Source organism: Pseudomonas urethralis (genome assembly GCF_021602465.1).
GTDB classification, from domain to species: domain Bacteria; phylum Pseudomonadota; class Gammaproteobacteria; order Pseudomonadales; family Pseudomonadaceae; genus Aquipseudomonas; species Aquipseudomonas vlassakiae.
In genome coordinates this window covers 143,955-166,099 of record NZ_BQIJ01000005.1, presented here as the reverse complement: position 1 = coordinate 166,099, position 22,145 = coordinate 143,955, and the positions used below count along the sequence as shown (strand labels likewise).

Here is a 22,145-nt window from a genome sequence, read left to right as displayed (position 1 = left end):
ACTGTTGAGTATCGAGCGACGGGCCAGTGTAGTGCCATGCGCATCCGCCAACAATCATAGGTTGCGCCTTTCATCTCCCCTGCGTTTTACCCGCTTGGCTTTGCCGACCACTCCAGTCTAGACTGCGCATGTTCTTGTCGGGGTGCCTTGAAGCAAAGGCTGAGATCGCAGAGGTGCGGATCCCGTTGAACCTGATCAGGTTAGCGCCTGCGTAGGGAACAAGATTGCTCGCCTTCCCGGGGAGCCTCTTGTGCCAGGTCCGGGAATGTCGCAGCTGCACGCAGCTTCAGGCACCCCCCATCCGGCACTGCACCCGTTCCAGGGTGCGTCCACGTCTTTCAGGTTCACCCCGACATTCCCCTGCTAGGAAGCCGTCTGGAGAGCCTGTGATGACTAAACAAGAAAAAACGATCAACCTCAGCGAATCGGCACAAGTCGATCAGCAGTCCGTGCAACCGTTCCCGCGTTCGCGCAAGGTCTACGTCGAAGGCTCGCGCCCGGACATCCGCGTGCCCATGCGCGAAATCAGCCTGGACGACACGCCCACCGACTTCGGTGGCGAAAGCAATGCGCCAGTTCTGGTCTACGACACCTCCGGCCCGTACACCGACCCCAACGTCATCATCGACGTGCGCAAGGGCCTGGCCGATGTGCGTTCGGCCTGGATCGATGCACGCGGTGACACCGAGCGCCTCGACGGCCTGAGCTCCGACTTCGGCCAGCAGCGCCTGAACGATGCGGAACTTGCCAAGCTGCGCTTCGCCCATGTGCGCAACCCGCGCCGGGCCAAGGCTGGCGCCAACGTTTCGCAGATGCATTACGCGCGCAAGGGCATCATCACCGCCGAGATGGAATACGTGGCCATCCGTGAGAACATGAAGCTGCAAGAGGCCCGCGCCGCCGGCCTGCTCAACGAGCAGCATGCCGGCCACAGCTTCGGTGCCAACATCCCGAAAGAAATCACCCCGGAATTCGTCCGCCAGGAAATCGCCCGTGGCCGCGCGATCATCCCGGCCAACATCAACCACCCGGAACTGGAGCCAATGATCATTGGCCGCAACTTCCTGGTGAAGATCAACGGCAACATCGGCAACAGTGCCCTGGGCTCCTCGATCGAAGAAGAAGTGGCCAAGCTGACCTGGGGTATCCGCTGGGGCTCGGACACTGTCATGGACCTGTCCACCGGCAAGCACATCCACGAAACCCGCGAGTGGATCATCCGCAACTCGCCGGTGCCGATCGGTACCGTGCCGATCTACCAGGCCCTGGAAAAGGTCAACGGCGTCGCCGAGGACCTGACCTGGGAGCTGTTCCGCGACACCCTGATCGAACAGGCCGAGCAGGGCGTGGACTATTTCACCATCCACGCCGGGGTGCTGCTGCGCTATGTGCCGCTGACTGCCAAGCGGGTCACCGGGATCGTCAGCCGCGGCGGCTCGATCATGGCCAAGTGGTGCCTGGCGCATCACAAAGAGAACTTCCTGTACACGCACTTCGATGAGATTTGCGAAATCATGAAGGCCTACGACGTCAGCTTCTCGCTAGGCGACGGCCTGCGCCCTGGCTCGATCGCCGACGCCAACGACGCCGCCCAGTTCGGTGAGCTGGAAACCCTCGGCGAGCTGACCAAGATCGCCTGGAAGCACGATGTGCAGTGCATGATCGAAGGCCCTGGCCACGTGCCGATGCAACTGATCAAGGAGAACATGGACAAGCAGCTGGAGTGCTGCGACGAGGCACCGTTCTACACCCTCGGCCCGCTGACTACCGACATCGCCCCGGGTTACGACCACATCACCTCCGGCATTGGTGCGGCAATGATCGGCTGGTTCGGTTGCGCCATGCTCTGCTACGTCACGCCAAAAGAGCACCTGGGCCTGCCGAACAAGGATGACGTCAAGACCGGCATCATCACCTACAAGATCGCCGCCCATGCTGCCGACCTTGCCAAGGGCCATCCGGGCGCGCAGATTCGTGACAATGCCTTGTCCAAGGCGCGTTTCGAATTCCGCTGGGAAGACCAGTTCAACCTGGGCCTGGACCCGGACACCGCGCGAGCCTTCCACGACGAAACCCTGCCGAAGGAATCGGCCAAAGTCGCGCACTTCTGCTCGATGTGCGGGCCGAAGTTCTGCTCGATGAAGATTACCCAGGAAGTGCGTGAATACGCGGCCAAGATCGAGACCGTGGATGTAACGGTCGAGCAAGGCATGCGTGAGCAGGCCGAACGGTTCCGCCAGGAAGGCAGCCAGCTGTACCACAAAGTGTAAGAACGCTGGGGCCGCTTTGCGGCCCTTTCGCGACACAAGGCCGCTTCCGCAGGGACCGCGCAAGGCTGGATGCCTGCGCTGTTCTTGTGGGAGCGGCCTTGTGTCGCGATTTGAGGACGAAGTCCTCGCCAAGAACACCAACAACATTGCCGGCGAGCGCCAATAATGACATCACCCAGCCAGTTTTCCCCCGACCACCCGGTCCCCATCCACCAGCGCATCTTCGGCGCCCGCGACCTGTTCTCGCTGTGGTTCTCCCTCGGCATCGGCCTGATGGTCCTGCAGGTAGGCGCCATGCTCGCCCCTGGCCTTGGCCTGGCTGGCGCGGTCCTGGCCATTGCCCTTGGCACCGGTGTCGGTGTGCTGTTGCTCGGCGCTGCCGGGGTCATCGGCAGTGACACCGGCCTGTCAGCCATGGGCACCCTGAGGCTTAGCCTGGGTAGCCATGGCGCGCGCCTGCCAGCCCTGCTCAACCTGCTGCAACTGGTGGGCTGGGGCGCATTCGAACTCATCGTCATGCGCGACGCCGCCAGCCTGCTGGGCGCGCGGGCGTTCGGCGAGGCCAGCGCCTGGAACAGCCCGATGCTGTGGACGCTGTGCTTCGGTGGCCTGGCCACCCTGCTGGCGGTCAGCGGCCCCTTGGCGTTCGTGCGCAAGGTGCTGCGTGCCTGGGGTATCTGGCTGCTGCTGGGCGCGTGCCTGTGGCTGACCTGGAACCTGTTCGCCAAGGCCGACCTGGCGGCGCTGTGGAACCGCGCTGGTGATGGTTCGATGTCGCTGGCGGTGGGCTTCGACATCGCCATCGCCATGCCGTTGTCTTGGTTGCCGCTGATCGCCGACTACTCGCGTTTCGCCCGTAACGGCAAGCCTGTGTTCGGCGGCACCGTTGCCGGCTACTTCATCGGCAACACCTGGCTGATGAGCCTGGGCGTGGCCTACACCCTGGCCTTTGCCGCCAGTGGCGAGGTCAATGCGCTGCTGCTGGCCCTTGCGGGTGCCGGCATGGGCATCCCACTGCTGCTGATCCTGCTGGACGAGTCGGAAAAGGCCTTTGCCGATATTCATTCGGCTGCCGTTTCCACTGGCGTGCTGTTGCCCCTGAAGGTCGAGCACCTTGCCTTGGCCATCGGCGTGCTCTGCACCCTGATCGCCTTGCTGGCGCCACTGGCCCAGTACGAAAACTTCCTGCTGTTGATCGGGTCGGTGTTTGCACCGCTGTTCGGCGTGGTGCTGATGGACCACTACGTGATCCGTCGTCGTCGCCTGCCGACCCAGATCGGTGGCTTGCACTGGCAGGCGCTGCTGGCCTGGGTGGTGGGTGTGGCGGCCTATCACCTGATCGCCGCCAAGGCGCCGGAGCTGGGGGCTACCCTGCCAGCACTGCTGCTGGCAGGTGGGCTGCATGGCCTGCTGAGCTTCAGCCGCGGCCGGGAAACAGCTCAGGCTTGAGCACGCCGTTGAGGCGTGGGTAGGGGATCTTCAGTTCCACGTGGCCCATGGAGTAGGGCGCAATGGCATAGACCTCGTATTTCACCACCAGCGCGCCGTACGTCAGGGCGATGTGCGGCGACCGCTTGAAGGGCCAGGTCTTGACGAACTCGGCGTCCTTGTCCATGCCCACGCTGATCAACCAGGCCCGGTGCGACTCCTCCACGGTCTTCCAGAAGGTTTCCTCCTGGCCTGGCACCAGCATGTCCTGCAGGGTCAGCACCTTGTCCAGTTTGCGTGAGTAGTTGATGAAGCCGCGCCCCGGCATGCCGTGGGCACCGCCGCTGTCGAGGTAGCTGGACAGCTCGATGATCACCAGCCCGTCATGCTGCTCGCGTACCTTGGCTTGCAGGTAGCTGCTGTTGCGTTTGTCGGCACTGGCCAGGTACTGCTGCTCGTAGGCCTGCAGGGTGCTTGGCGCGGTGCCATGCTGATTGTCTTCGGTCAGCTGCAGCAGGCGTTTTTCGACGATGGCATCGAGCTTGGGCTGGGCCGGAAAGTGGACGGTGTCGATGTTCACCAGCGGGCAGTCGCTTGCGCTGCAGCCTGGCTTGACGTGCTCCCAGGCATCACGCTTGACCTCGAGCGGGGTCCGGTAATTGGGTGCGAACAGGCTCTGGCAGGCACCCAGAGCGAGTGCCAGCACGGCCACGGAAGTCAGTTTGACAAGTGTCATGGTGATCCTTGCAGAACAGGGAAAAGTCGGCCTTTGACCGTCTGCGCGGCCTTCAGTTCGCCACTAAGCTAACAGAGTGAAGGCGGCCTGTCCCGAGTGTGCGAACGGTTGCCGGAAAGGGGTGAAACGGGCAACCGTGCAGAGTAGGATGGCGCGATGCGGTAAATGAGGTGATGAGGATTTCCATGTCAGACACGTTGAATTCGGTGCCCAGGGCGGTCGAGATCGTCAAGCGGGCCAACTGCTTCAAGGGCTTCTACAAGCTCGACAAGGTGCACCTGCGCCATGAATTGTTCGCAGGCGGCATGAGCCGAGAGATCAGCCGTGAGCTGTTCGTGCGTCACGATGCGGTCTGTGTGCTGCCTTACGACCCATTGCGCGATGAGGTGGTGCTGATCGAGCAGTTCCGTGTCGGTGCCCTGGGCAAGGTCGACAACCCATGGCTGATCGAGATGGTCGCCGGGCTGATCGACCGCGAAGAAGAACTGGAAGACGTCGCGCATCGCGAAGCCCAGGAAGAAGCCGGGCTGGCGATAGGCGCCCTGTGGCCGATTACCCGTTACTTCCCTTCGCCCGGTGGCAGTGATGAGTATGTGCACCTTTACCTCGGCCGCTGCACCAGTGAAGGCGCGGGTGGCCTGCATGGCCTGGAAGAAGAGGCCGAAGACATCCGCGTGCGCGTATGGTCGTTCGACGATGCAATGCAGGCAGTGCGCGATGGTCAAATCTGCAACGCGGCGACCATCATCAGCCTGCAGTGGCTGGCGCTGAACAAAGATGAAGTTCGAGGTATGTGGAAGTGAACCTGTTGCGTGAGCGTTATCGGGTCGATCTGGCCGGGCTGCAAGCAGCCTGCGAGGCCAACTATGCCCGGCTCATGCGCCTGCTGCCCGATATGCGCACCACCCAGAGTTCGCGGCGCATCGGCATGACCCAGGGCGACCAGATGCTCGGCGTGCTGGTGCTCGATGTGCTGCTGGCCTGCCCCTATACCACCACCTTGCGTGTGCGCCAGGAGCACAGCCTGCCCTGGCTGCCGGTGCCGCACCTGGAAGTGCAGGTGTATCACGATGCGCGCATGGCCGAAGTGATCAGCGCCGAGCACACTCGCCGCCTGCGCAGCATTTATCCGTACCCCAACGAGGCCATGCACCAGCCGGACGAGAAGGCGCAGCTCAATCTGTTCCTCGGCGAATGGCTCAGCCATTGCCTGGCCTGTGGCCACGAACTGGCAAGTGTGCGCTGAAATGTGACCTGGGTCGGTTTCGAGTGTTTGCTCGCAACCGTTCCAGCGCCATAATTCGTGCAGAATCCGTTCGAGGAGACGGCCCTTGCCGCACCCAGACCCTAGCCCTGCGCCCGTGCATGTGGTGCAACTGACCGACGCCCACCTGTTCGCCAGCCCGGCGGGCACCTTGCTGGGCCTCAATACCCGCGACAGCCTTCAGCACGTGGTGGCCCAGGTGGGGCGCGAGCAGCCGCGTATCGACTTGCTGCTGTGTACCGGCGACCTTTCCCAGGATGGCAGTGTCGCGTCGTACCAAGCTTTCCGCGCACTGACCGGCGGCTTTGCCGTGCCGACCCGCTGGTTGCCGGGCAACCATGATGAAGCACAGGTCATGGCGCAGGTTGCGCCTGAGCTGGTGCAATCGGTGACGGATATAGCAAGCTGGCGCGTGGTCATGCTGAACACGGCGGTGCAGGGCGCTACCCATGGGCTGCTCGAGCAGGACCAGTTGTCGATCCTCGATGAAGCCTTGGCCTCGGCCGGCGAGCGTCATTGCCTGGTGTGCTGTCACCATCAGCCGGTGGATATCGGCTGTGCCTGGATCGCCCCGATCGGTCTGCGCAATGCCGATCAGCTGCTGCGGCGCCTGCAGGGTTATCCACAGGTGAAAGTGTTGCTTTGGGGGCACATTCACCAGGAGTGGGATGAACAGCGCGATGGCTTGCGCCTGCTGGCCACGCCGTCGACCTGCATCCAGTTTGAGGCGGGCAGCGAGGACTTCAAGGTCAGCGAAGAGCAGCCTGGCTATCGCTGGTTGCGCCTGCATGCCGATGGGCGGGTGGAGACGGGGGTAGAGCGGGCCGTTGATTTTGAAGTGAAGCTCGACTTCAACAGCGCGGGATATTGAAGACCTGGCGCCACGCCGCGGCCCCGGCTATTTGAAGAATATGTTGCTAAATCCCTGCCGCGGCGCCAAAGCCCGGTGAACGCGCTACACTGCGCGTCCCTGCGCCCACTCGATCGGGTGCAAAGCCACAGATTCCGGGGTCAGCATGTCGGGTTCCATCCTCTATATCCATGGCTTCAACAGCTCGGCGCTGTCCACCAAGGCACGCCAGCTCGCGGCCGTCATGCAGCAACTGGGCCTGTCGCAGCAGCTGCGCATACCGGAGTTGCACCACCATCCACGGCAGGCGATTGCCCAGCTCGAAGCCGCAATCGCCGAGCTGGGTGCGCCGCTGCTGGTCGGCAGTTCGCTCGGCGGCTACTATGCCACTCATCTGGCCGAGCGCCATGGGCTGAAGGCCCTGCTGGTCAACCCGGCCGTCACCCCGCACAAGCGTTTCGATGGTTATCTGGGGACCCAGCGCAACCACTACACGGGCGAGACCTGGGAGCTGACGCTGGATCATGTGCAGGCGCTGGCCGAACTGGAAGTGCCGGCGCCGGCCGACCCAGGTCGCTATCAAGTGTGGCTGCAGACCGCCGATGAAACCCTGGACTACCGCCACGCCGAGCATTATTACCGGGCGTGCGCCCTGCGCATCCAGGCCGGAGGCGATCACAGCTTCCAGGGCTTTGCCGAGCAACTGCCAGGCCTGCTGGCATTCGCCGGTATTGCCCGGCAGCAGTATGCGGCGCTCGATTTTTCTGTATTTTGATCTTTTGCATTCACCAGACTGACGACGAGAATCCATGGCCAATCCCAGCGCTAGCGCCTATAACGCAGACGCCATCGAAGTCCTCTCCGGCCTCGACCCGGTGCGTAAACGCCCGGGCATGTACACCGACACCAGCCGGCCCAACCACCTGGCCCAGGAAGTCATCGACAACAGTGTCGACGAAGCCCTGGCCGGCCATGCCCGCTCGGTGCAGGTCATCCTCCACGCCGATCATTCGCTGGAAGTCAGCGACGATGGCCGTGGCATGCCGGTGGACATCCACCCTGAAGAAGGGGTGTCGGGCGTCGAGCTGATCCTCACCAAGCTGCACGCCGGCGGCAAGTTCTCCAACAAGAACTACCAGTTCTCCGGCGGCCTGCATGGCGTGGGGATTTCGGTGGTCAACGCCTTGTCGACCCAGGTGCGCGTGCGCGTCAAGCGCGACGGCAACGAGTACCAGATGACCTTTGCCGATGGCTTCAAGGCCAGCGAGCTGGAGGTGGTGGGCACGGTTGGCAAGCGCAACACCGGCACCAGCGTGTATTTCAGCCCGGACCCGAAGTACTTCGATTCGGCGAAGTTCTCCATCAGCCGCCTCAAGCACGTGCTCAAGGCCAAGGCCGTACTGTGCCCGGGCCTGCTGGTCAGCTTCGAGGACAAAGCCAGCGGCGAGAAGGTCGAGTGGCACTATGAAGATGGCCTGCGTTCGTACCTGGTCGATTCGGTCAGCGAGTTCCAGCGCCTGCCCGACGAGCCGTTCTGCGGCAGCCTGGCGGGTAACAAGGAGGCCGTCGACTGGGCTCTGTTGTGGCTGCCCGAAGGCGGAGACAGCGTTCAGGAAAGCTACGTCAACCTGATCCCCACCGCCCAGGGTGGTACCCACGTCAATGGCCTGCGCCAGGGCCTGCTCGATGCAATGCGCGAGTTCTGCGAGTTCCGCAACCTGTTGCCGCGTGGCGTCAAGCTGGCGCCGGAAGACGTCTGGGAACGCATCACCTTCGTCCTCTCGATGAAGATGCAGGAACCGCAGTTCTCCGGCCAGACCAAGGAGCGCCTGTCGTCCCGAGAGGCCGCAGCGTTCGTTTCGGGCGTGGTCAAGGACGCCTTCAGCCTGTGGCTCAATGCCCACCCGGAGCTGGGCATGCAGCTGGCGGAACTGGCCATCAGCAACGCCGGCCGGCGCCTCAAGGCCAGCAAGAAGGTCGAGCGCAAGCGCATCACCCAGGGCCCGGCCTTGCCAGGCAAGCTGGCCGATTGCGCCGGGCAGGACCCGATGCGTGCCGAACTGTTCCTGGTCGAGGGTGACTCCGCCGGTGGTTCGGCCAAGCAGGCGCGTGACAAGGAATACCAGGCCATCCTGCCGCTGCGTGGCAAGATCCTCAACACCTGGGAAGTGGATGGCGGCGAAGTCCTGGCCAGCCAGGAAGTGCACAACATCGCCGTGGCCATCGGTGTCGACCCGGGTGCGACCGACCTGTCGCAGCTGCGCTACGGCAAGATCTGCATCCTCGCCGACGCCGACTCCGACGGCTTGCACATCGCCACCTTGCTCTGCGCACTGTTCGTCCAGCACTTCCGTCCGCTGGTCGAGGCCGGCCACGTCTACGTGGCCATGCCGCCGCTGTACCGCATCGACCTGGGCAAGGAAATCTACTACGCCCTCGACGAAGCCGAGCGTGACGGCATTCTCGACCGCCTGGTAGCCGAGAAGAAGCGCGGCAAGCCGCAGGTCACCCGATTCAAGGGGCTGGGTGAAATGAACCCGCCGCAGCTGCGGGAAACCACCATGGACCCGAACACCCGGCGCCTGGTCCAGCTGACCCTGGATGACGTGCAGGGCACTACCGAGATCATGGACATGCTGCTGGCCAAGAAGCGCGCCGGTGACCGCAAGAACTGGCTGGAGACCAAAGGCAACCTGGCTGAGGTTCTGGTTTGATTCGTCTGCTGGTCGCGGTCTGCCTGACGCTGGTTGCCCTGCCGAGCCTGGCGGGCAACTGGCCGGAACTGAAGCTGGCCTCCGAGCACCCGATCGAGGGTATGCGCGGCGGCAACCTGTCCGGCCTGGTCGAGTGTCGGGGCGGGCTGTGGGGCGTTTCCGATCGGGATGACGACCGCATTTACCGCTTCGACCAGCAGAACGCCGTCTGGCGCGCTCAGCCGCTGACCTTCACGCCACCGCCGGTGCCAGAGAGTGGCCTGCCGTGGGGGTTGAAATCGCGTAACTGGGCAGCCTCCTACGTGCGTGGCGGCGAACTGGATTACGAAGGCATCACCTGTGACCAGGCGGGCAACCTCTTCCTGGTCAGCGAGGCCCACGCGGCGGTGCTGCAGTTGCCTGCCGAGGGTGAGCCGGAGTGGCTGAAGATCGACCCGGCGATGGTCCGCCAGGCTCGGGCCAGCGGCATGCTGCTCAACTTCAATGCCCTGTTCGAAGGCCTGGCGATCAACCCGCAAGGTGACCGCCTGTGGCTGGCGGCCGAGCGCGAGCGGCGCGGCCTGGTGGCCATCGAGCGCCAGCAGTCGGTATGGACGTGCGGGCGCAGCTGCGTGTTGCTGAGCGAGGCCGGGGTCGAGATGCAGCCGCCACAAATGCCCAACCCGCGGGCGCTGTCCCGCGATTTCGCCGACCTGGCCTGGTTTGAGGGCAAGTTGTTTACCCTCGAACGCAACGCTTACCGTGTGTGCCGGCGCGACGCTACGAGCGGCAAGGTCGAGCAGTGCTGGTCATTCGCCGCCGAGGCGCTGGTACCTGAGCGCCGCTACGATCAGCCATATGGCCTGGCTGAAGCGCTGGTGATCGATGCCAAGGGCGCCTGGATCGGCCTGGACAACAACAACGGTGACCGTGCCGATGGCGAAAGCCGGCCGATCGTCTGGCGCTTCGAAGCGCCGCAGGGCGGCTGGAGCGCCAACCCATGACCGCACCACCGGGCAAGCGTGCCGGCAAGGTCCTGATGATCGTCGCCTGGGCGGCGGGGCTGTTCCTTGCCACGCGATTCTTCGGGCAATGGGAAGACCATGAGCGCAACCCGAACACCCAGGTACAGTCGTCCCATGGCGACGGTTTCATCGAAGTGCGGCTGCTGAGCAATGGCCAGGGCCACTTCGTGCTGGACGGCGCGATCAATGGCCAGGTGGTGCATTTCATGCTCGACACCGGCGCCACCGACGTGGCGATCCCGGAGCCACTGGCCAACGACCTGGACCTGCAGCGCGGCAGTCCGGTGATGCTGAGCACTGCCAACGGCCGTACCGAAGGCTATCGCACCCGGCTGGCTACCCTGCAGTTGGGTGATATCCGCCTGCAGAACGTGCGCGCCCTGGTGGTGCCGGGCCTGGACGGGCACACCGTGCTACTGGGCATGAGCGCCCTGAAACAACTTGAATTTACCCAGCGCGGCGGCACCATGCTGTTGCGCCAGAACCTGAAATGACGAGGCCCGCATGAGCGACTCACTGGAACTCAGCCTGGACGGCGTCGAACGCCGCTCGCTGGCTGACTTCACCGAACAGGCCTACCTCAACTATTCCATGTACGTGATCATGGACCGGGCCTTGCCACACATCGGCGACGGCCTGAAGCCGGTGCAGCGACGCATCGTCTATGCCATGAGCGAGTTGGGGCTCAATGCCGACGCCAAGCACAAGAAGTCTGCCCGTACCGTCGGCGACGTGCTCGGCAAGTTCCACCCCCACGGCGATTCGGCCTGCTACGAAGCCATGGTGCTGATGGCACAGCCGTTCAGCTACCGCTACACCCTGGTCGATGGTCAAGGCAACTGGGGGGCGCCGGACGACCCGAAGTCGTTCGCCGCCATGCGTTACACCGAGGCACGCCTGTCGCGCTATTCGGAAGTGCTGCTCAGCGAAGTGGGCCAAGGCACCGTCGACTGGGTGCCGAACTTCGACGGCACGCTGGAGGAGCCTGCGGTACTGCCGGCGCGCCTGCCGAACATCCTGCTCAACGGTACCACCGGTATCGCCGTGGGCATGGCAACCGACGTGCCGCCACACAACCTGCGTGAAGTGGCCAGCGCCTGTGTGCGCCTGCTCGACGAGCCCAAGGCCACCATCGAGCAGCTGTGCGAACACATCCAGGGGCCGGACTACCCGACCGAAGCCGAGATCATTACGCCGCGTGCGGAAATCCAGAAGATCTATGAGAGCGGTCGTGGCTCGATCCGCATGCGCGCCGTGTACCGTGTCGAGGATGGCGACATCGTTGTCACCGCGCTGCCGCACCAGGTCTCCGGGGCCAAGGTGCTTGAGCAGATTGCCGCGCAGATGCAGGCCAAGAAGCTGCCGATGGTCGCTGACCTGCGTGACGAGTCGGACCACGAGAACCCGTGCCGTATCGTCATCATCCCACGCTCCAACCGCGTCGATGCCGACGAACTGATGCAGCACCTGTTCGCCACCACCGACCTGGAAAGCAGCTACCGGGTCAACGTCAATATCATCGGCCTCGACGGTCGCCCGCAACTGAAGAACCTGCGGGCGCTGCTGCTGGAGTGGCTGGAATTCCGCACCAACACCGTTCGCCGCCGTCTGCAGCACCGCCTGGACAAGGTCGAGAAGCGCCTGCACCTGTTGGAAGGCTTGCTCACCGCGTTCCTCAACCTGGATGAAGTGATCCACATCATCCGCACCGAAGAGCACCCCAGGCAGGCCCTGATCGAGCGCTTCCAGCTGACCGAGATCCAGGCCGACTACATCCTCGAGACCCGCCTGCGTCAGCTGGCGCGCCTGGAAGAGATGAAGATTCGTGGCGAGCAGGACGAACTGCTCAAGGAGCAGGCCAAGCTGCTGGCCCTGCTGGGCAGCGACGCCAAGCTGCGCAAGCTGGTGCGCAGCGAACTGATCAAGGATGCCGAAACCTATGGCGACGACCGCCGCTCGCCCATCGTCGAGCGCGCCGAAGCCAAGGCCCTGTCGGAAAACGAACTGATGCCGACCGAGCCGGTCACCGTGGTGTTGTCGGAAAAGGGCTGGGTGCGCTGCGCCAAGGGCCACGACATCGACGCTACCGGCTTGTCCTACAAGGCCGGCGACGGCTTCAAGGCTGCTGCTGCGGGCCGTTCCAACCAGTTTGCCGTGCTGATCGACTCCACCGGGCGCAGTTATTCGGTGGCCGCGCATACCCTGCCATCGGCGCGAGGCCAGGGCGAACCGCTGACCGGCCGCCTGGCGCCCCCGCCCGGGGCAACGTTCGAATGTGTGCTGCTGCCAGACGATGAGGCGCTGTATGTGGTGGCCTCGGATGCCGGTTACGGCTTCGTGGTCAAGGGTGAGGACCTGCAGGCCAAGAACAAGGCTGGCAAAGGCTTGCTCAGCTTGCCCAACGGCGCCAAGGTCATGACCCCACGCCCGGTGGCCGACCGTGAACAGGACTGGCTGGCAGCGGTCACCACCGAAGGTCGCCTGTTGGTGTTCAAGGTTTCCGACCTGCCACAACTGGGCAAAGGCAAGGGTAACAAGATCATCGGTGTGCCCGGTGATCGGGTCGCCAGTCGTGAAGAATTTGTCACCGACCTGGCGGTGATTGGCGAGGGCTCGACCCTTGTATTGCAGGCCGGCAAGCGTACCCTGTCTCTTAAACCAGACGACCTGGAGCACTACAAGGGCGAACGTGGCCGACGCGGCAGCAAGCTGCCCCGGGGCTTCCAGCGGGTCGACAGCCTGCAGGTGGAAGGGCCGGCATAATCCGACGAAATGTCTGGAACGGCAATTTCAGCGCCGTTCCAGGCAGAAATGCTGGAGTCGCGCCGATATTTCGCGGATGATAGTGCCCCTGCGGTGCCGGCGTGGCCGTGTGCCCGATTGAATCTCTATCAGTATCACTGCGGTTTGCCTGGTGCGACCGCCTGGATGGGTTGAATGAAACTCCTGCGCCTTCCATTTGCGCTGTTGATGACGGGTTTGCTGGGACTGGGCGGGTGCAGCATGCATCAGCCAGTTGCCCTGTACCAACTCGACAGCGGTGATCCTGGCCAGCCTTCACAGAGTGCGGGCATGGCCGTGGTACTCGGCCCGGTGTCGATAGCCGATTACCTGCAGCGTGAAACCTTCTTGCAGCGTCAGGCCGATGGCAGCCTGAGTTCGGCGACCGACGGTCGTTGGGCGGGTAGCCTGTCAGCGGACATCGATCAGTTGCTGGTGCGTCAACTGGCGTGGCGTCTCGACAGCCAGCGCGTGGTACTGGCCCCGGCCAGCGCCGGCTTCACTCCGGACGTGCAGGTGCTGCTGTCGATCACTCGCCTGGACTCGGGCAAGAACCAGCCTGCGGTTCTCGATGCGCAATGGCGCCTGCTCGATCGTCGTGGCCGTGTGCGTGACAACCGTATCGTACACCTTGAGCAGCACCATGAGGGCAGCGAGTCGTCCCAGGTTCAAGCCCAGGGGCAGTTGCTGCAGAAGCTTGCCGAGCAGTTGAGCACAGCGGTCAAGCCGCTGGCCAATCAGCCTGCGGTTGTTGAAGAAGCACCGAAGAAACAGGCGGCGCCGGTACAGGTCAAGAAAGAGCCTGAGAAGTCGAAGATCCCGATGGCTTCGCCGATTCGTACCGATATGGAAGTCTATCGCTTCTGATCGAACCGCCAGCCACAAAAAAGCCCGCATGTTCGCGGGCTTTTTTGTGGCTGAAGATTTTGTACGCGCCGCTATCAGGCCCGGCGTTCGTGCATCCGCGCCAACTGGCGCTCCAGCATCGACGGGTAAGGCTCCATCAGGCGCTCCACGCAGCATGCCCCTTCAGGGCTGGCAATCGGCCGGATGCGGGCGCGCTTGCGGATCAGCTCGTCATCACTGATCTGCCGCTCCACCAGCAGCAGGTTGCGGCTGTGCTGCGACAGCGCCAGCGCGTCCTGAGCCTTTTCGGCCATCAGCAGGTCGACCTGCTCCAGCCCTTGCAGGTCATCGCCCAGGGCCAGGCCCAGCTGCAATTGCAGGGTGATGCCGCTGTCGGCCACTTCGATCTGCAGGGCGTGGCCCAGCGCGCGCAGCAACTCGCCACAACAGATGGCGTTGGTCAGGTAGTCCTCACCGCAATCGCGGCTGTGGAACAGGACCAGGGTGCTGCCGTCGTTGAGTGTGTGGATGTCGCCTTCATACAGCGAGGCAGCCTGCTCCAGGCAGCCGCGATAGCGTTCCAGCAGCTCGGTCAGGCGTGTGCGCGGCAGGCGACGCAGTTGCTCTTGGGAACCCAGTTGAACGGCCAGTACGGCGGTGTTTTGCGGTTCATCGGATTCGACCATGACAGGTTTGGCAGCAGCTTGCTCCTCGTCGTCCAGCAGGCCGGCGAAGGCCGCGTCGTCATCCTCGTCCGCCTGGACCACGGCCTTGGCTCGCTGTGCGGGCTTGACCGGGGTCTCGTGATGCAGGTCGTCGAACTCGTCTTCTTCTTCCTCCGGCTCCGGCTCGGGCGGAGGTGGTGGTGCCAGGCGTGCATGAAGCTGGCGAGCGATGTCACCGATCTCGTCCTGGCGATCGATGGCCGGGGTGTAAGGGTGCGGGTCACGCAGCCACACCCGCAGTTGCAGCAGCGGCAGGGTGATATGGCGGCCCTGGCGCAGGCTCAGGCTCAGCGCCAACGCCAGCAGGATGGCGGCGAGGATGCCCATGCTCTGCAGGCTGATCAGCATCGGCTGCTGGAACTGGCTCATGTCCAGGCTGATGCGCAGCTGACCGGCGGTCACGTCCTGGAACGTGATCTTGGTCTGGTACAGGCCTTCGGCTTCACCCAGCAGGCTGTTGCGCGGGCGCTGGCCAGCCTCGGCGAGGATGCGGTTATCCACGCTGTAGATGGCCGCATGGGCCACCAGCGGGTTCTTCACCAGGTTGCCCAGCAACACATTGAGGCTGAGGATGTCATTGGACACCAGCAGCTCGGTTGCCGAGGTGGCGGTCTGGGTGGTCAGGCTCTGGCCGAGGGCGTCGGCCTGCTCGTGCATGGCCTGCTTGAACTGCAGGCCCATCACGCAGGCATAGATCACCAGCGCCAGCGCCACCAGGAAAATGTTGGTGGTGGCGATACGCAATGCCAGGGGCACGCGACGTTGGCGCAGGGCTCGGAAGATCATTATGAAGAAGTTGTCGGTTTTGACGGGCGTGGGCCGGTTCACAGAGCGCGGCTCTTAATGGCATAAAAGTGTTGGGCAGTATAGCGAGCAGTGTTTTGTCGGCAAAGTAGAGTTGGCGCCCGATGGTCATGGAAAATCGGTAGAATGCGCATTTTTCATCGAAGTCGGAGCCAGGTTGTGCGCGAAATCGTTCTGATCAACATCACCGGTGAGGACCGCCCGGGTCTTACCGCCGCCATCACCGGCGTCCTGCTCCAGGGCGGTGTGAACATCCTCGACATCGGCCTGGCGGTCATGCACGGCACGCTATCGTTCGGCATCCTGGTCGATATCCCGGATAACGAAGTGGCTACCAGCCTGCTGCAGAGCGTGCAGTCCAAAGCCCACGAGCTGAACCTGCAAGCGCGTTACACGCCGATCTCCGAAGCCGACTACCAGCATTGGGCCGATGCCCAGGGCGAAGCACGTCATATCGTGACGCTGCTCAGCCGCAAGATCACCCCCGAGCAGTTGCAACGCGTCAGTGCGGTCATCAGCCAGTATGGCCTGACCATCGAGCGTATCGAGCGCCTGTCGGCGCGGGTTGCCTTGAACGCTTCGAGCGAGAAGAGCAAGGCGGCGCTGGAAATTTCCGTGCGTGGCGTGCCGAGCGACGCCCAGGCATTGCGGGCTGACTTCTTCGCATTGTCCGAAGAACTGAACGTCGACATCGCGTTCCAGAAGGACGACCTGTTCCGCCGCAATCGCCGCCTGGCGGTATTCGACATGGACTCGACGCTGATCGAGGCGGAAGTCATCGACGAACTGGCCAAGGCCGCTGGTGTGGGCGAGCAGGTTGCCGCGATCACCGAGCGGGCCATGCGCGGCGAGCTGGATTTCCGCGCCAGCTTCAAGGAACGGATGGCGCTGCTCAAGGGCCTGGATGTCGGCGTACTCGACGAGATCGGTGCTTCCCTGCGCCTCACCGAAGGTGCCGAGAACCTGTTCGCCGAGCTCAAGCGCCTGGGCTACAAGACAGCGATCCTGTCTGGTGGCTTCTCGTACTTCGCCAAACAGGTGCAGGCGCGCCTGGGCATCGATTACGTGTTCGCCAACGAACTGGAAGTGGTCGATGGCAAGGTGACCGGCGTGGCCGTGGAGCCGATCGTCGATGCCCAGCGCAAGGCTGACCTGCTGCAACAGCTGGCCAGTGAAGAAGGCCTGCAACTGGAACAGACCATCGCCGTGGGTGATGGCGCCAACGACCTGCCGATGCTGTCGCTGGCCGGCCTGGGCGTAGCGTTCCGCGCCAAGCCGCTGGTGCGCCAGTCGGCCAAGCAGGCGATTTCCACCCTGGGGCTGGATGGCGTGCTGTACCTGCTGGGCCTGCGCGACCGCGACGGTCGCGGCTGATTCGCATAAAAAAGGCCCTGCATGCGCATGCAGGGCCTGTTTTATGAGGGTCAAGCCTGGGCAGGACTCGCCAGCAGCTCACCCATGCGCACAGCGGAACCTGCGCCCAGGGTCTGTGCCCATTTCACCTGCTCGGGCCCGAACAGCACGATCGCGGTCGAGCCCAGCTTGAAGCGGCCCAACTCTGCACCCTTTTCCAGGTGGATCGGCGCACGGCTGCCTTCGTCGTAACGGAAGGTCTTGAGTTCGCGCTTCGGCGGGGTGACCAGGCCAGCCCACACGGTTTCGATCGAGGCGACGATCATGGCACCCACCAGCACCACCGCCATCGGGCCGCGCTCGGTATCGAACAGGCACACTACACGCTCGTTGCGGGCGAACAACTCAGGAACGTTTTCGGCCGTGGTCTGGTTGACCGAGAACAGGCGGCCTGGCACGTAGACCATTTCGCGAAGGGTGCCGGCCAGCGGCATGTGCACGCGGTGGTAGTCCTTCGGCGACAGGTAGATGGTGGCGAACTCGCCGCCCATGAACGGCGCGGCCAGGGCCGGGTCACCGCCGAGCAACTCGAGCGCGCTGAAGCTGTGGCCCTTGGCCTGGAAGATACGCCCGTGTTCGATCGGGCCCAGTTGGCTGACCGCACCATCGGCCGGGCAGAGGATGGCGCCCGGGGTTTCGTCGAGCGGGCGTGCACCGGGTTTCAGGGCGCGAGTGAAGAAAGCGTTGAAGTGCTCGTAGGCGGTGAGGTCTTCGACCAGTGCTTCACTCATGTTCACCTGGTAACGCTTGGCGAACCAGGCGGTGAAGGCGTTCTTGAACCAGCGCGCACGGCACTCGGCGACACAGCCAGCCAGGCGCGACAGCAGATGGTGCGGCAGCAGGTACTGGCTGAGGATGAACAGACGGGATTTCATTGGGTTGATGGTCCTTGAACTTCGACAGGCGTGTCCGGGTGGTTGCCCCATTCGCTCCACGAACCGGCATAGGCCTTGATGCGTGGGTAGCCGAGGGACTTGGCCACCAGGTAGGTGAAACCGGAGCGGCGGTGGGTCTGGCAGTGGGTGATGACTTCCTTGTCCGGCGTGATGCCCAACTGTTGCAGGACTTCAGCGATGTCCTTGCGGATACGCAGATGGTCGTTGAGGTCCATGCCGGCCGTCCATTCGAAATTGACGGCACCGGGAATGTGCCCGGCCTTGGCAGCCAGGACTTTTTCGCCGTTGAATTCCTGCGGGCCACGGGCATCCCAGATCACAAGGTCTTTTTCGCCCAGGCGGCTTTGCAGGTACTCACGCGTGGCAGTCGGTTCGCTATGCAGTTGCAGATGCACGGGGGCAGTGCCCGGCGTTGGCACGTCGGTGGAGAGCTTGTCAGCCGGCCAGGCCTGGATGCCGCCATTGAGGTAGTGGTAGCGCGAATGGCCGATCACATCGAGCAGCCAGATGAAGCGCCCGGCCCAGCCGCCACCTTCGTCGTCGTATACCACGTAGACGGCATCGTCACGGTGGCCCAGTTCACTGAACAGCTTTTCCAGATCGCCCAGGGCCGGCAACAGGCCGGGCGCCGGCGGCTGGCCGAGCTGGGTGCGCTTGCCTTCGACGAAGCGGGCGCCAGGGATGTGGCCGCTGACATAGCGGTTGGCGCTGCTCAGGTCGACCAGGATCAACTGGGGTGAATCCAGGCGCGGCAGCAAGTCTGCGGCTTCGATCACCAAAGGCAGGCCGGAAAAGTCAGTCATCCACGGTCTCCAGTGTGGAAAGAGGGGCGATTGTAGCGCAAGGCTCAGGCGCCGCGGTTGGCAAACACCGCCAACGCACGCTCGATACATTGCGAAGTCTTGCCGAAGGCTTGCACGCTGACATCGGTCAGTGGCTTGCCGCCCTGGTCGGCCACGGCCAGCATCAGCACCTGGTCGCTGACTGCCAGCGACCGCAGCAGCAGGTGCTCACTGCGGAACAGTGCCTGCAACGGTGCCGGTAGCAGTGCCGAGAACTGGGCGTGATTGTCGGGCGTCAGGCGCAATTGGCCGGCTTTGCTCATGAGCTTTTGCAACAGTCTGTTCTGCGCCAAGGGCAAGTCCATGGCGGCGGCCTCCTGGGGCAGGCCGGCGGTCTGCTGCACGCGCAGGTGGTCGCTGGCACGGTCCAGCGTCAGCAGCATGATGCGCTGCATGCCGCAGGCGAGCATGGCTTCGCGCGCCTGGGTAGCCAGGTGCACGGCGTTGGTGAACGGGCTGGGCTGCGCCAACAACGCCTGGCACAGCTTGCGCCAGCGGCCGAGGTCGTCGCTGGAGGGTGGTGGCGGCGTGAGCATGTCCGGGTGCGGGCGACGCTGCTGCCAAGGCCAGATCAGCGCTTCGGCGGGGTGGAACAGTGCATGCCTGGCGTGACGCCGGGCGCTGGCGGCGGCTTGTTGGTGCACCTGCTGCTGCACGTCTTCCAGGGAGGTTTGCAGGTAGAGCGCGGTCAGCAGTTGCCAGCGCAACAAATGAGGGTTGTCCCAGCCGACCTGGGCTGCCAGCGCCAGGTTGTTGGCCAGCAGTACGGTGTTGGCCGGTTCGTTGAACCAGCGGCGCAATCCGGGTGCCTCGTCCAGGCGATGCTGCTGGTTGAGCAGGTCTTCTTCACGGGCGATGCTCAGTACCGAGGCCAGTTGGTCGCGTTCTTCGAGCAGCAGGCGATAGCCTTGGGTCACCCATTTGGGCAGGCGCCAGTGTTCGGCCATCGCCTGGCACAGGGCGAAGATGCGCACGCCGAACAGTTCCTGCTCCACGTCGGCCGCGGTTTCGCCCTTGTGGATGACCCGCAGCTCCCAGGCGTCAAGCAGCTTGGGGTAGGCCAGGGCCAGTGGCCACAGAGGGGCGAGGAACAGCAGGCTGCCCCAGTGGATTTCCTGCCACAGGCGCGCCAGGCGGCTGGCGAAAAGGCCGCTGGCCTGTTGTGCGGCATGCTGGCTGATCAACAGGAATTGGCGCAGCACCGGCGGGATGTCGTCTTCCGGTACGGCGGGCAGGCGCATCAGCAGTTCCCTGCTACGTGCCAGGCCCAGGCGGTTCAGGGCAATTTCCAGGCTTTCAGCCGGTTCGGCCTGGCTGGCGTTGGCGGGGTGGTTGGCCTCGCGCATCACCGACAGCACCAGGGCGGGACTGTCCTGCATCAGTTCGGCGATGTCGCGCAACGAGCGGCGACTGTCGTTGATCGCGGCCATTACCCGATCGTAACTCTGCTTGGGTACCGGCACGCGAACACCATCAAGCAGCTTGACCCAGGCCTCTAGGGTACGCGGATTCTGAGTGGGCACCTTGGATTCCATTGGCATTTTGGCATCAGTCCGAACTGGCTTTTCGCTTTGAGTGGCTATAGTCTGGCGCAGTTCTGCCGATAAGTAGAAGAAGAGTTTTAAAGCTCCCGTCCCTCTCCCTGACCACGACAGCAAGTGCTTTGATCCTATGGCTAAAATTATCGGCATCATCGTCGTATTCGCGAGCGTGCTCGGCGGATATGTACTCTCCCACGGCAAGATCGCGGCGCTGATCCAGCCGTTCGAAGTGCTGATCATTGGCGGTGCAGCCTTTGGCGCCTTCATGCAGGCGAACCCGGGTTACATGACCATGCATGTAATCAAGAAGTCGATGAAGATGTTCGGCTCTCGCTTCACCCATACGTTCTACCTGGAAGTGCTGGGCCTGGTGTACGAAATCCTCAACAAGAGCCGCCGCGAAGGCATGATGGCGATCGAGAGCGATATCGAAGACGCCGCCGCCAGCCCGATCTTCGCCAAGTACCCGGCAGTGCTGGGCGATGAGCGCATGACCGCGTTCATCTGCGACTACCTGCGCATCATGTCCACCGGCAACATGGCGCCCCATGAGCTCGAAGGCCTGTTCGACATGGAGCTGCTGAGCATGAAGGAAGAGCTCGAGCACCCGTCTCACGCCGTCAGCGGCATCGCCGATGGCATGCCCGGCTTCGGTATCGTCGCGGCGGTATTGGGTATCGTGGTGACCATGGCATCGCTGGGTGATGGTGACCAGAAGTCGATCGGCCTGCACGTCGGTGCGGCGCTGGTCGGTACCTTCTTCGGTATTCTCGCCGCCTATGGTTTCTTCGGCCCGCTGGCCAAGTGCCTTGAGCACGATGCCAAGGAAGAGCTCAATCTCTATGAGTCGATCAAGGCCTCGCTGGTGGCCTCGGCTTCCGGCATGCCGCCTTCGCTGGCCGTCGAGTTCGGGCGCAAGGTGCTGTATCCGAAGCATCGCCCAAGCTTCGCCGAGCTGGAACAAGCGGTTCGCGGTCGCTGAGTCATGGAGAACAATCAGCCGATAATCATCAAGCGCGTCAAGCGCTTCGGTGGCGGGCACCATGGCGGTGCCTGGAAGATCGCCTTCGCCGACTTTGCCACGGCGATGATGGCGTTCTTCCTGGTGCTGTGGCTGTTATCCACGGCTACGCCTGAACAAAAGATCGCCATTGCCGGCTACTTCAAGGACCCGATCGGTTTTTCCGAAAGTGGCACGCCTTACGTCATCGACCTGGGCGGCTCGCCGCAGATGGCGCCGGAAAAGACCATCAACCCGGAAATGAAGTCCGAACCTACGCCTGATACCAGCATCCAGCTGGACAAGGACCAGGTCGAGACCATGGCCGAACAGGTCGAGCGCGAACGCCTCGAACTGCTGTTGCAGGAACTGCAGAACAAGGTTGAGGAAAACCCGCAGCTGCAGAAGTTCAAGGACCAGATCCTGTTCGAGATCACCCAGGACGGCCTGCGCATCCAGATCATGGACGCTGAGAACCGGCCGATGTTCGACATCGGCAGTGCGCGCCTGCAGCCGTATTTCGAGGACATCCTGCTGGCCATGGCCGACACCATCAAGGCGGTGCCGAACAAGATCAGCATCAGCGGCCACACCGATGCCAAGCCGTACGCCGGCACCGGCGATTTCGGTAACTGGGAGCTGTCGGCCAACCGCGCCAACGCCGCGCGTCGAGCCCTGGTTGCCGGTGGCTACCCGGACGGCCAGGTGGCGCGGGTGGTGGGGTATGCCTCGTCATCGCTGTTCGACCGCAAGAACCCGTTCAACCCGGTCAACCGCCGTATCGACATCATCGTCCTGACCAAGAAGGCGCAGCGCAACATCGAGGGTGAGCAGGGCGCGCCCGAGGCGCCAGCGCAACCAGCTGCGCCTGCAGGTGCGGCGCCCGGGGCAGCAGCCCCGGCAGCCCCGACGACAGGTGATGCTGCCGCCCAGGCGCCGATGCAGCCGCGTGAGCTGCGCCAGAAGCTGAATATCTTCGAGGATGGAACCTTGAAGATGGATGAGCAAAAGGACCAGTAGCATTGGGGGCA

General features: G+C 63.5%; 19 protein-coding genes and 1 riboswitch. Of the genes, 14 read left to right on the top strand and 5 right to left on the bottom strand.

The window, feature by feature from the left end:
• Window positions 1-128: 128 nt before the first annotated feature.
• A riboswitch (TPP riboswitch) is annotated at window positions 129-235 on the top strand.
• A 154-nt stretch (window positions 236-389) separates the two neighbouring features.
• On the top strand, window positions 390-2,270 hold the full coding sequence (gene thiC / locus L6D64_RS10595) for a phosphomethylpyrimidine synthase ThiC (RefSeq protein ID WP_054887891.1): 1,881 nt from the start codon (window positions 390-392) through the stop codon (window positions 2,268-2,270).
• Window positions 2,271-2,435: 165 nt separating this feature from the next.
• Complete coding sequence (gene cytX / locus L6D64_RS10590; RefSeq protein ID WP_176509985.1) at window positions 2,436-3,719, top strand: putative hydroxymethylpyrimidine transporter CytX; 1,284 nt, start codon at window positions 2,436-2,438, stop codon at window positions 3,717-3,719.
• Here cytX and L6D64_RS10585 read toward each other — a convergent pair.
• Window positions 3,688-4,434 (bottom strand): RsiV family protein, encoded by a 747-nt coding sequence (locus L6D64_RS10585; protein ID WP_079229937.1) that lies wholly within the window; start codon window positions 4,432-4,434, stop codon window positions 3,688-3,690. The genes cytX and L6D64_RS10585 overlap by 32 nt on opposite strands.
• Before the next feature lie 185 nt (window positions 4,435-4,619).
• On the opposite strand from L6D64_RS10585, the gene L6D64_RS10580 reads away from it, so the two are divergent.
• The 9 genes from L6D64_RS10580 (at window position 4,620) to L6D64_RS10540 (ending at window position 13,914) form a co-directional block, all read left to right on the top strand.
• Entirely contained in the window at window positions 4,620-5,237 is a 618-nt protein-coding gene (locus tag L6D64_RS10580; protein ID WP_176509986.1) for an NUDIX domain-containing protein, read from the top strand.
• On the top strand, window positions 5,228-5,680 hold the full coding sequence (locus L6D64_RS10575; protein WP_054887887.1) for a DUF1249 domain-containing protein: 453 nt from the start codon (window positions 5,228-5,230) through the stop codon (window positions 5,678-5,680). The genes L6D64_RS10580 and L6D64_RS10575 overlap by 10 nt, the downstream gene beginning before the upstream one ends.
• Window positions 5,681-5,765: 85 nt before the next feature.
• Window positions 5,766-6,569, top strand: coding sequence for a 3',5'-cyclic-AMP phosphodiesterase (gene cpdA, locus L6D64_RS10570; protein ID WP_176509987.1), 804 nt, complete (start codon window positions 5,766-5,768; stop codon window positions 6,567-6,569).
• Between the two features lie 145 nt (window positions 6,570-6,714).
• The gene (locus L6D64_RS10565) at window positions 6,715-7,323 is read left to right on the top strand and encodes a YqiA/YcfP family alpha/beta fold hydrolase (protein ID WP_176509988.1); all 609 of its coding nucleotides are present in this window, start codon (window positions 6,715-6,717) and stop codon (window positions 7,321-7,323) included.
• A gap of 34 nt (window positions 7,324-7,357) precedes the next feature.
• The gene (gene parE, locus L6D64_RS10560) at window positions 7,358-9,262 is read left to right on the top strand and encodes a DNA topoisomerase IV subunit B (RefSeq protein ID WP_054887884.1); all 1,905 of its coding nucleotides are present in this window, start codon (window positions 7,358-7,360) and stop codon (window positions 9,260-9,262) included.
• Window positions 9,259-10,245 carry an esterase-like activity of phytase family protein gene (locus L6D64_RS10555; RefSeq protein ID WP_176509989.1) on the top strand — a complete coding sequence of 329 codons (987 nt, stop codon included), beginning with the start codon at window positions 9,259-9,261 and terminating at the stop codon, window positions 10,243-10,245. Before parE ends, L6D64_RS10555 begins: the two co-directional genes overlap by 4 nt.
• The gene (locus tag L6D64_RS10550; RefSeq protein ID WP_176509990.1) at window positions 10,242-10,760 is read left to right on the top strand and encodes a retropepsin-like aspartic protease family protein; all 519 of its coding nucleotides are present in this window, start codon (window positions 10,242-10,244) and stop codon (window positions 10,758-10,760) included. The genes L6D64_RS10555 and L6D64_RS10550 overlap by 4 nt, the downstream gene beginning before the upstream one ends.
• Window positions 10,761-10,770: 10 nt before the next feature.
• Window positions 10,771-13,029: a DNA topoisomerase IV subunit A gene (gene parC / locus L6D64_RS10545; RefSeq protein ID WP_176509991.1), complete on the top strand. Its 2,259-nt coding sequence runs from the start codon at window positions 10,771-10,773 to the stop codon at window positions 13,027-13,029.
• 174 nt (window positions 13,030-13,203) lie between these two features.
• The gene (locus L6D64_RS10540; RefSeq protein WP_176509992.1) at window positions 13,204-13,914 is read left to right on the top strand and encodes a PqiC family protein; all 711 of its coding nucleotides are present in this window, start codon (window positions 13,204-13,206) and stop codon (window positions 13,912-13,914) included.
• A gap of 74 nt (window positions 13,915-13,988) precedes the next feature.
• Here L6D64_RS10540 and L6D64_RS10535 read toward each other — a convergent pair whose 3' ends face one another.
• Complete coding sequence (locus L6D64_RS10535; protein WP_176509993.1) at window positions 13,989-15,446, bottom strand: AhpA/YtjB family protein; 1,458 nt, start codon at window positions 15,444-15,446, stop codon at window positions 13,989-13,991.
• A 135-nt stretch (window positions 15,447-15,581) separates the two neighbouring features.
• Between L6D64_RS10535 and serB the strand changes: the two genes are divergently transcribed.
• Window positions 15,582-16,796 (top strand): phosphoserine phosphatase SerB, encoded by a 1,215-nt coding sequence (gene serB / locus L6D64_RS10530; RefSeq protein WP_054887878.1) that lies wholly within the window; start codon window positions 15,582-15,584, stop codon window positions 16,794-16,796.
• Window positions 16,797-16,846: 50 nt separating this feature from the next.
• Here the strand turns inward: serB and asd are convergent, their stop codons facing one another.
• From asd to L6D64_RS10515, 3 genes are read right to left on the bottom strand one after another with little or no spacing between them, the layout of a single operon-like run.
• A complete protein-coding gene (gene asd / locus L6D64_RS10525) occupies window positions 16,847-17,710 on the bottom strand; it encodes an archaetidylserine decarboxylase (RefSeq protein ID WP_176509994.1) in 864 nt (287 codons plus the stop codon).
• Window positions 17,707-18,534 (bottom strand): rhodanese-like domain-containing protein, encoded by an 828-nt coding sequence (locus tag L6D64_RS10520; protein WP_176509995.1) that lies wholly within the window; start codon window positions 18,532-18,534, stop codon window positions 17,707-17,709. The genes asd and L6D64_RS10520 overlap by 4 nt, the downstream gene beginning before the upstream one ends.
• Before the next feature lie 44 nt (window positions 18,535-18,578).
• Window positions 18,579-20,114, bottom strand: coding sequence for an HDOD domain-containing protein (locus L6D64_RS10515; RefSeq protein ID WP_176509996.1), 1,536 nt, complete (start codon window positions 20,112-20,114; stop codon window positions 18,579-18,581).
• 130 nt (window positions 20,115-20,244) lie between these two features.
• Here L6D64_RS10515 and motA point away from each other — a divergent pair, with 130 nt between their 5' ends.
• Together motA and motB are read left to right on the top strand one after the other, a co-directional pair.
• Window positions 20,245-21,096, top strand: coding sequence for a flagellar motor stator protein MotA (motA, locus tag L6D64_RS10510; RefSeq protein WP_054887874.1), 852 nt, complete (start codon window positions 20,245-20,247; stop codon window positions 21,094-21,096).
• A 3-nt stretch (window positions 21,097-21,099) separates the two neighbouring features.
• Window positions 21,100-22,134 carry a flagellar motor protein MotB gene (motB, locus tag L6D64_RS10505; protein ID WP_176509997.1) on the top strand — a complete coding sequence of 345 codons (1,035 nt, stop codon included), beginning with the start codon at window positions 21,100-21,102 and terminating at the stop codon, window positions 22,132-22,134.
• The last annotated feature ends 11 nt before the right edge of the window (window positions 22,135-22,145 follow it).

Excerpts from the sequence above, each read along its gene's own strand:
- parC (WP_176509991.1), top strand. The coding sequence starts at position 10,771 with ATGAGCGACTCACTGGAACTCAGCCTGGACGGCGTCGAACGCCGCTCG.
- thiC (WP_054887891.1), top strand. The coding sequence starts at position 390 with ATGACTAAACAAGAAAAAACGATCAACCTCAGCGAATCGGCACAAGTC.
- L6D64_RS10540 (WP_176509992.1), top strand. The coding sequence starts at position 13,204 with ATGAAACTCCTGCGCCTTCCATTTGCGCTGTTGATGACGGGTTTGCTG.
- L6D64_RS10565 (WP_176509988.1), top strand. The coding sequence starts at position 6,715 with ATGTCGGGTTCCATCCTCTATATCCATGGCTTCAACAGCTCGGCGCTG.
- motA (WP_054887874.1), top strand. The coding sequence starts at position 20,245 with ATGGCTAAAATTATCGGCATCATCGTCGTATTCGCGAGCGTGCTCGGC.
- parE (WP_054887884.1), top strand. The coding sequence starts at position 7,358 with ATGGCCAATCCCAGCGCTAGCGCCTATAACGCAGACGCCATCGAAGTC.
- L6D64_RS10585 (WP_079229937.1), bottom strand. The coding sequence starts at position 4,434 with ATGACACTTGTCAAACTGACTTCCGTGGCCGTGCTGGCACTCGCTCTG.
- L6D64_RS10580 (WP_176509986.1), top strand. The coding sequence starts at position 4,620 with ATGTCAGACACGTTGAATTCGGTGCCCAGGGCGGTCGAGATCGTCAAG.
- asd (WP_176509994.1), bottom strand. The coding sequence starts at position 17,710 with ATGAAATCCCGTCTGTTCATCCTCAGCCAGTACCTGCTGCCGCACCAT.
- motB (WP_176509997.1), top strand. The coding sequence starts at position 21,100 with ATGGAGAACAATCAGCCGATAATCATCAAGCGCGTCAAGCGCTTCGGT.
- cytX (WP_176509985.1), top strand. The coding sequence starts at position 2,436 with ATGACATCACCCAGCCAGTTTTCCCCCGACCACCCGGTCCCCATCCAC.
- L6D64_RS10550 (WP_176509990.1), top strand. The coding sequence starts at position 10,242 with ATGACCGCACCACCGGGCAAGCGTGCCGGCAAGGTCCTGATGATCGTC.
- L6D64_RS10520 (WP_176509995.1), bottom strand. The coding sequence starts at position 18,534 with ATGACTGACTTTTCCGGCCTGCCTTTGGTGATCGAAGCCGCAGACTTG.
- L6D64_RS10515 (WP_176509996.1), bottom strand. The coding sequence starts at position 20,114 with ATGCCAATGGAATCCAAGGTGCCCACTCAGAATCCGCGTACCCTAGAG.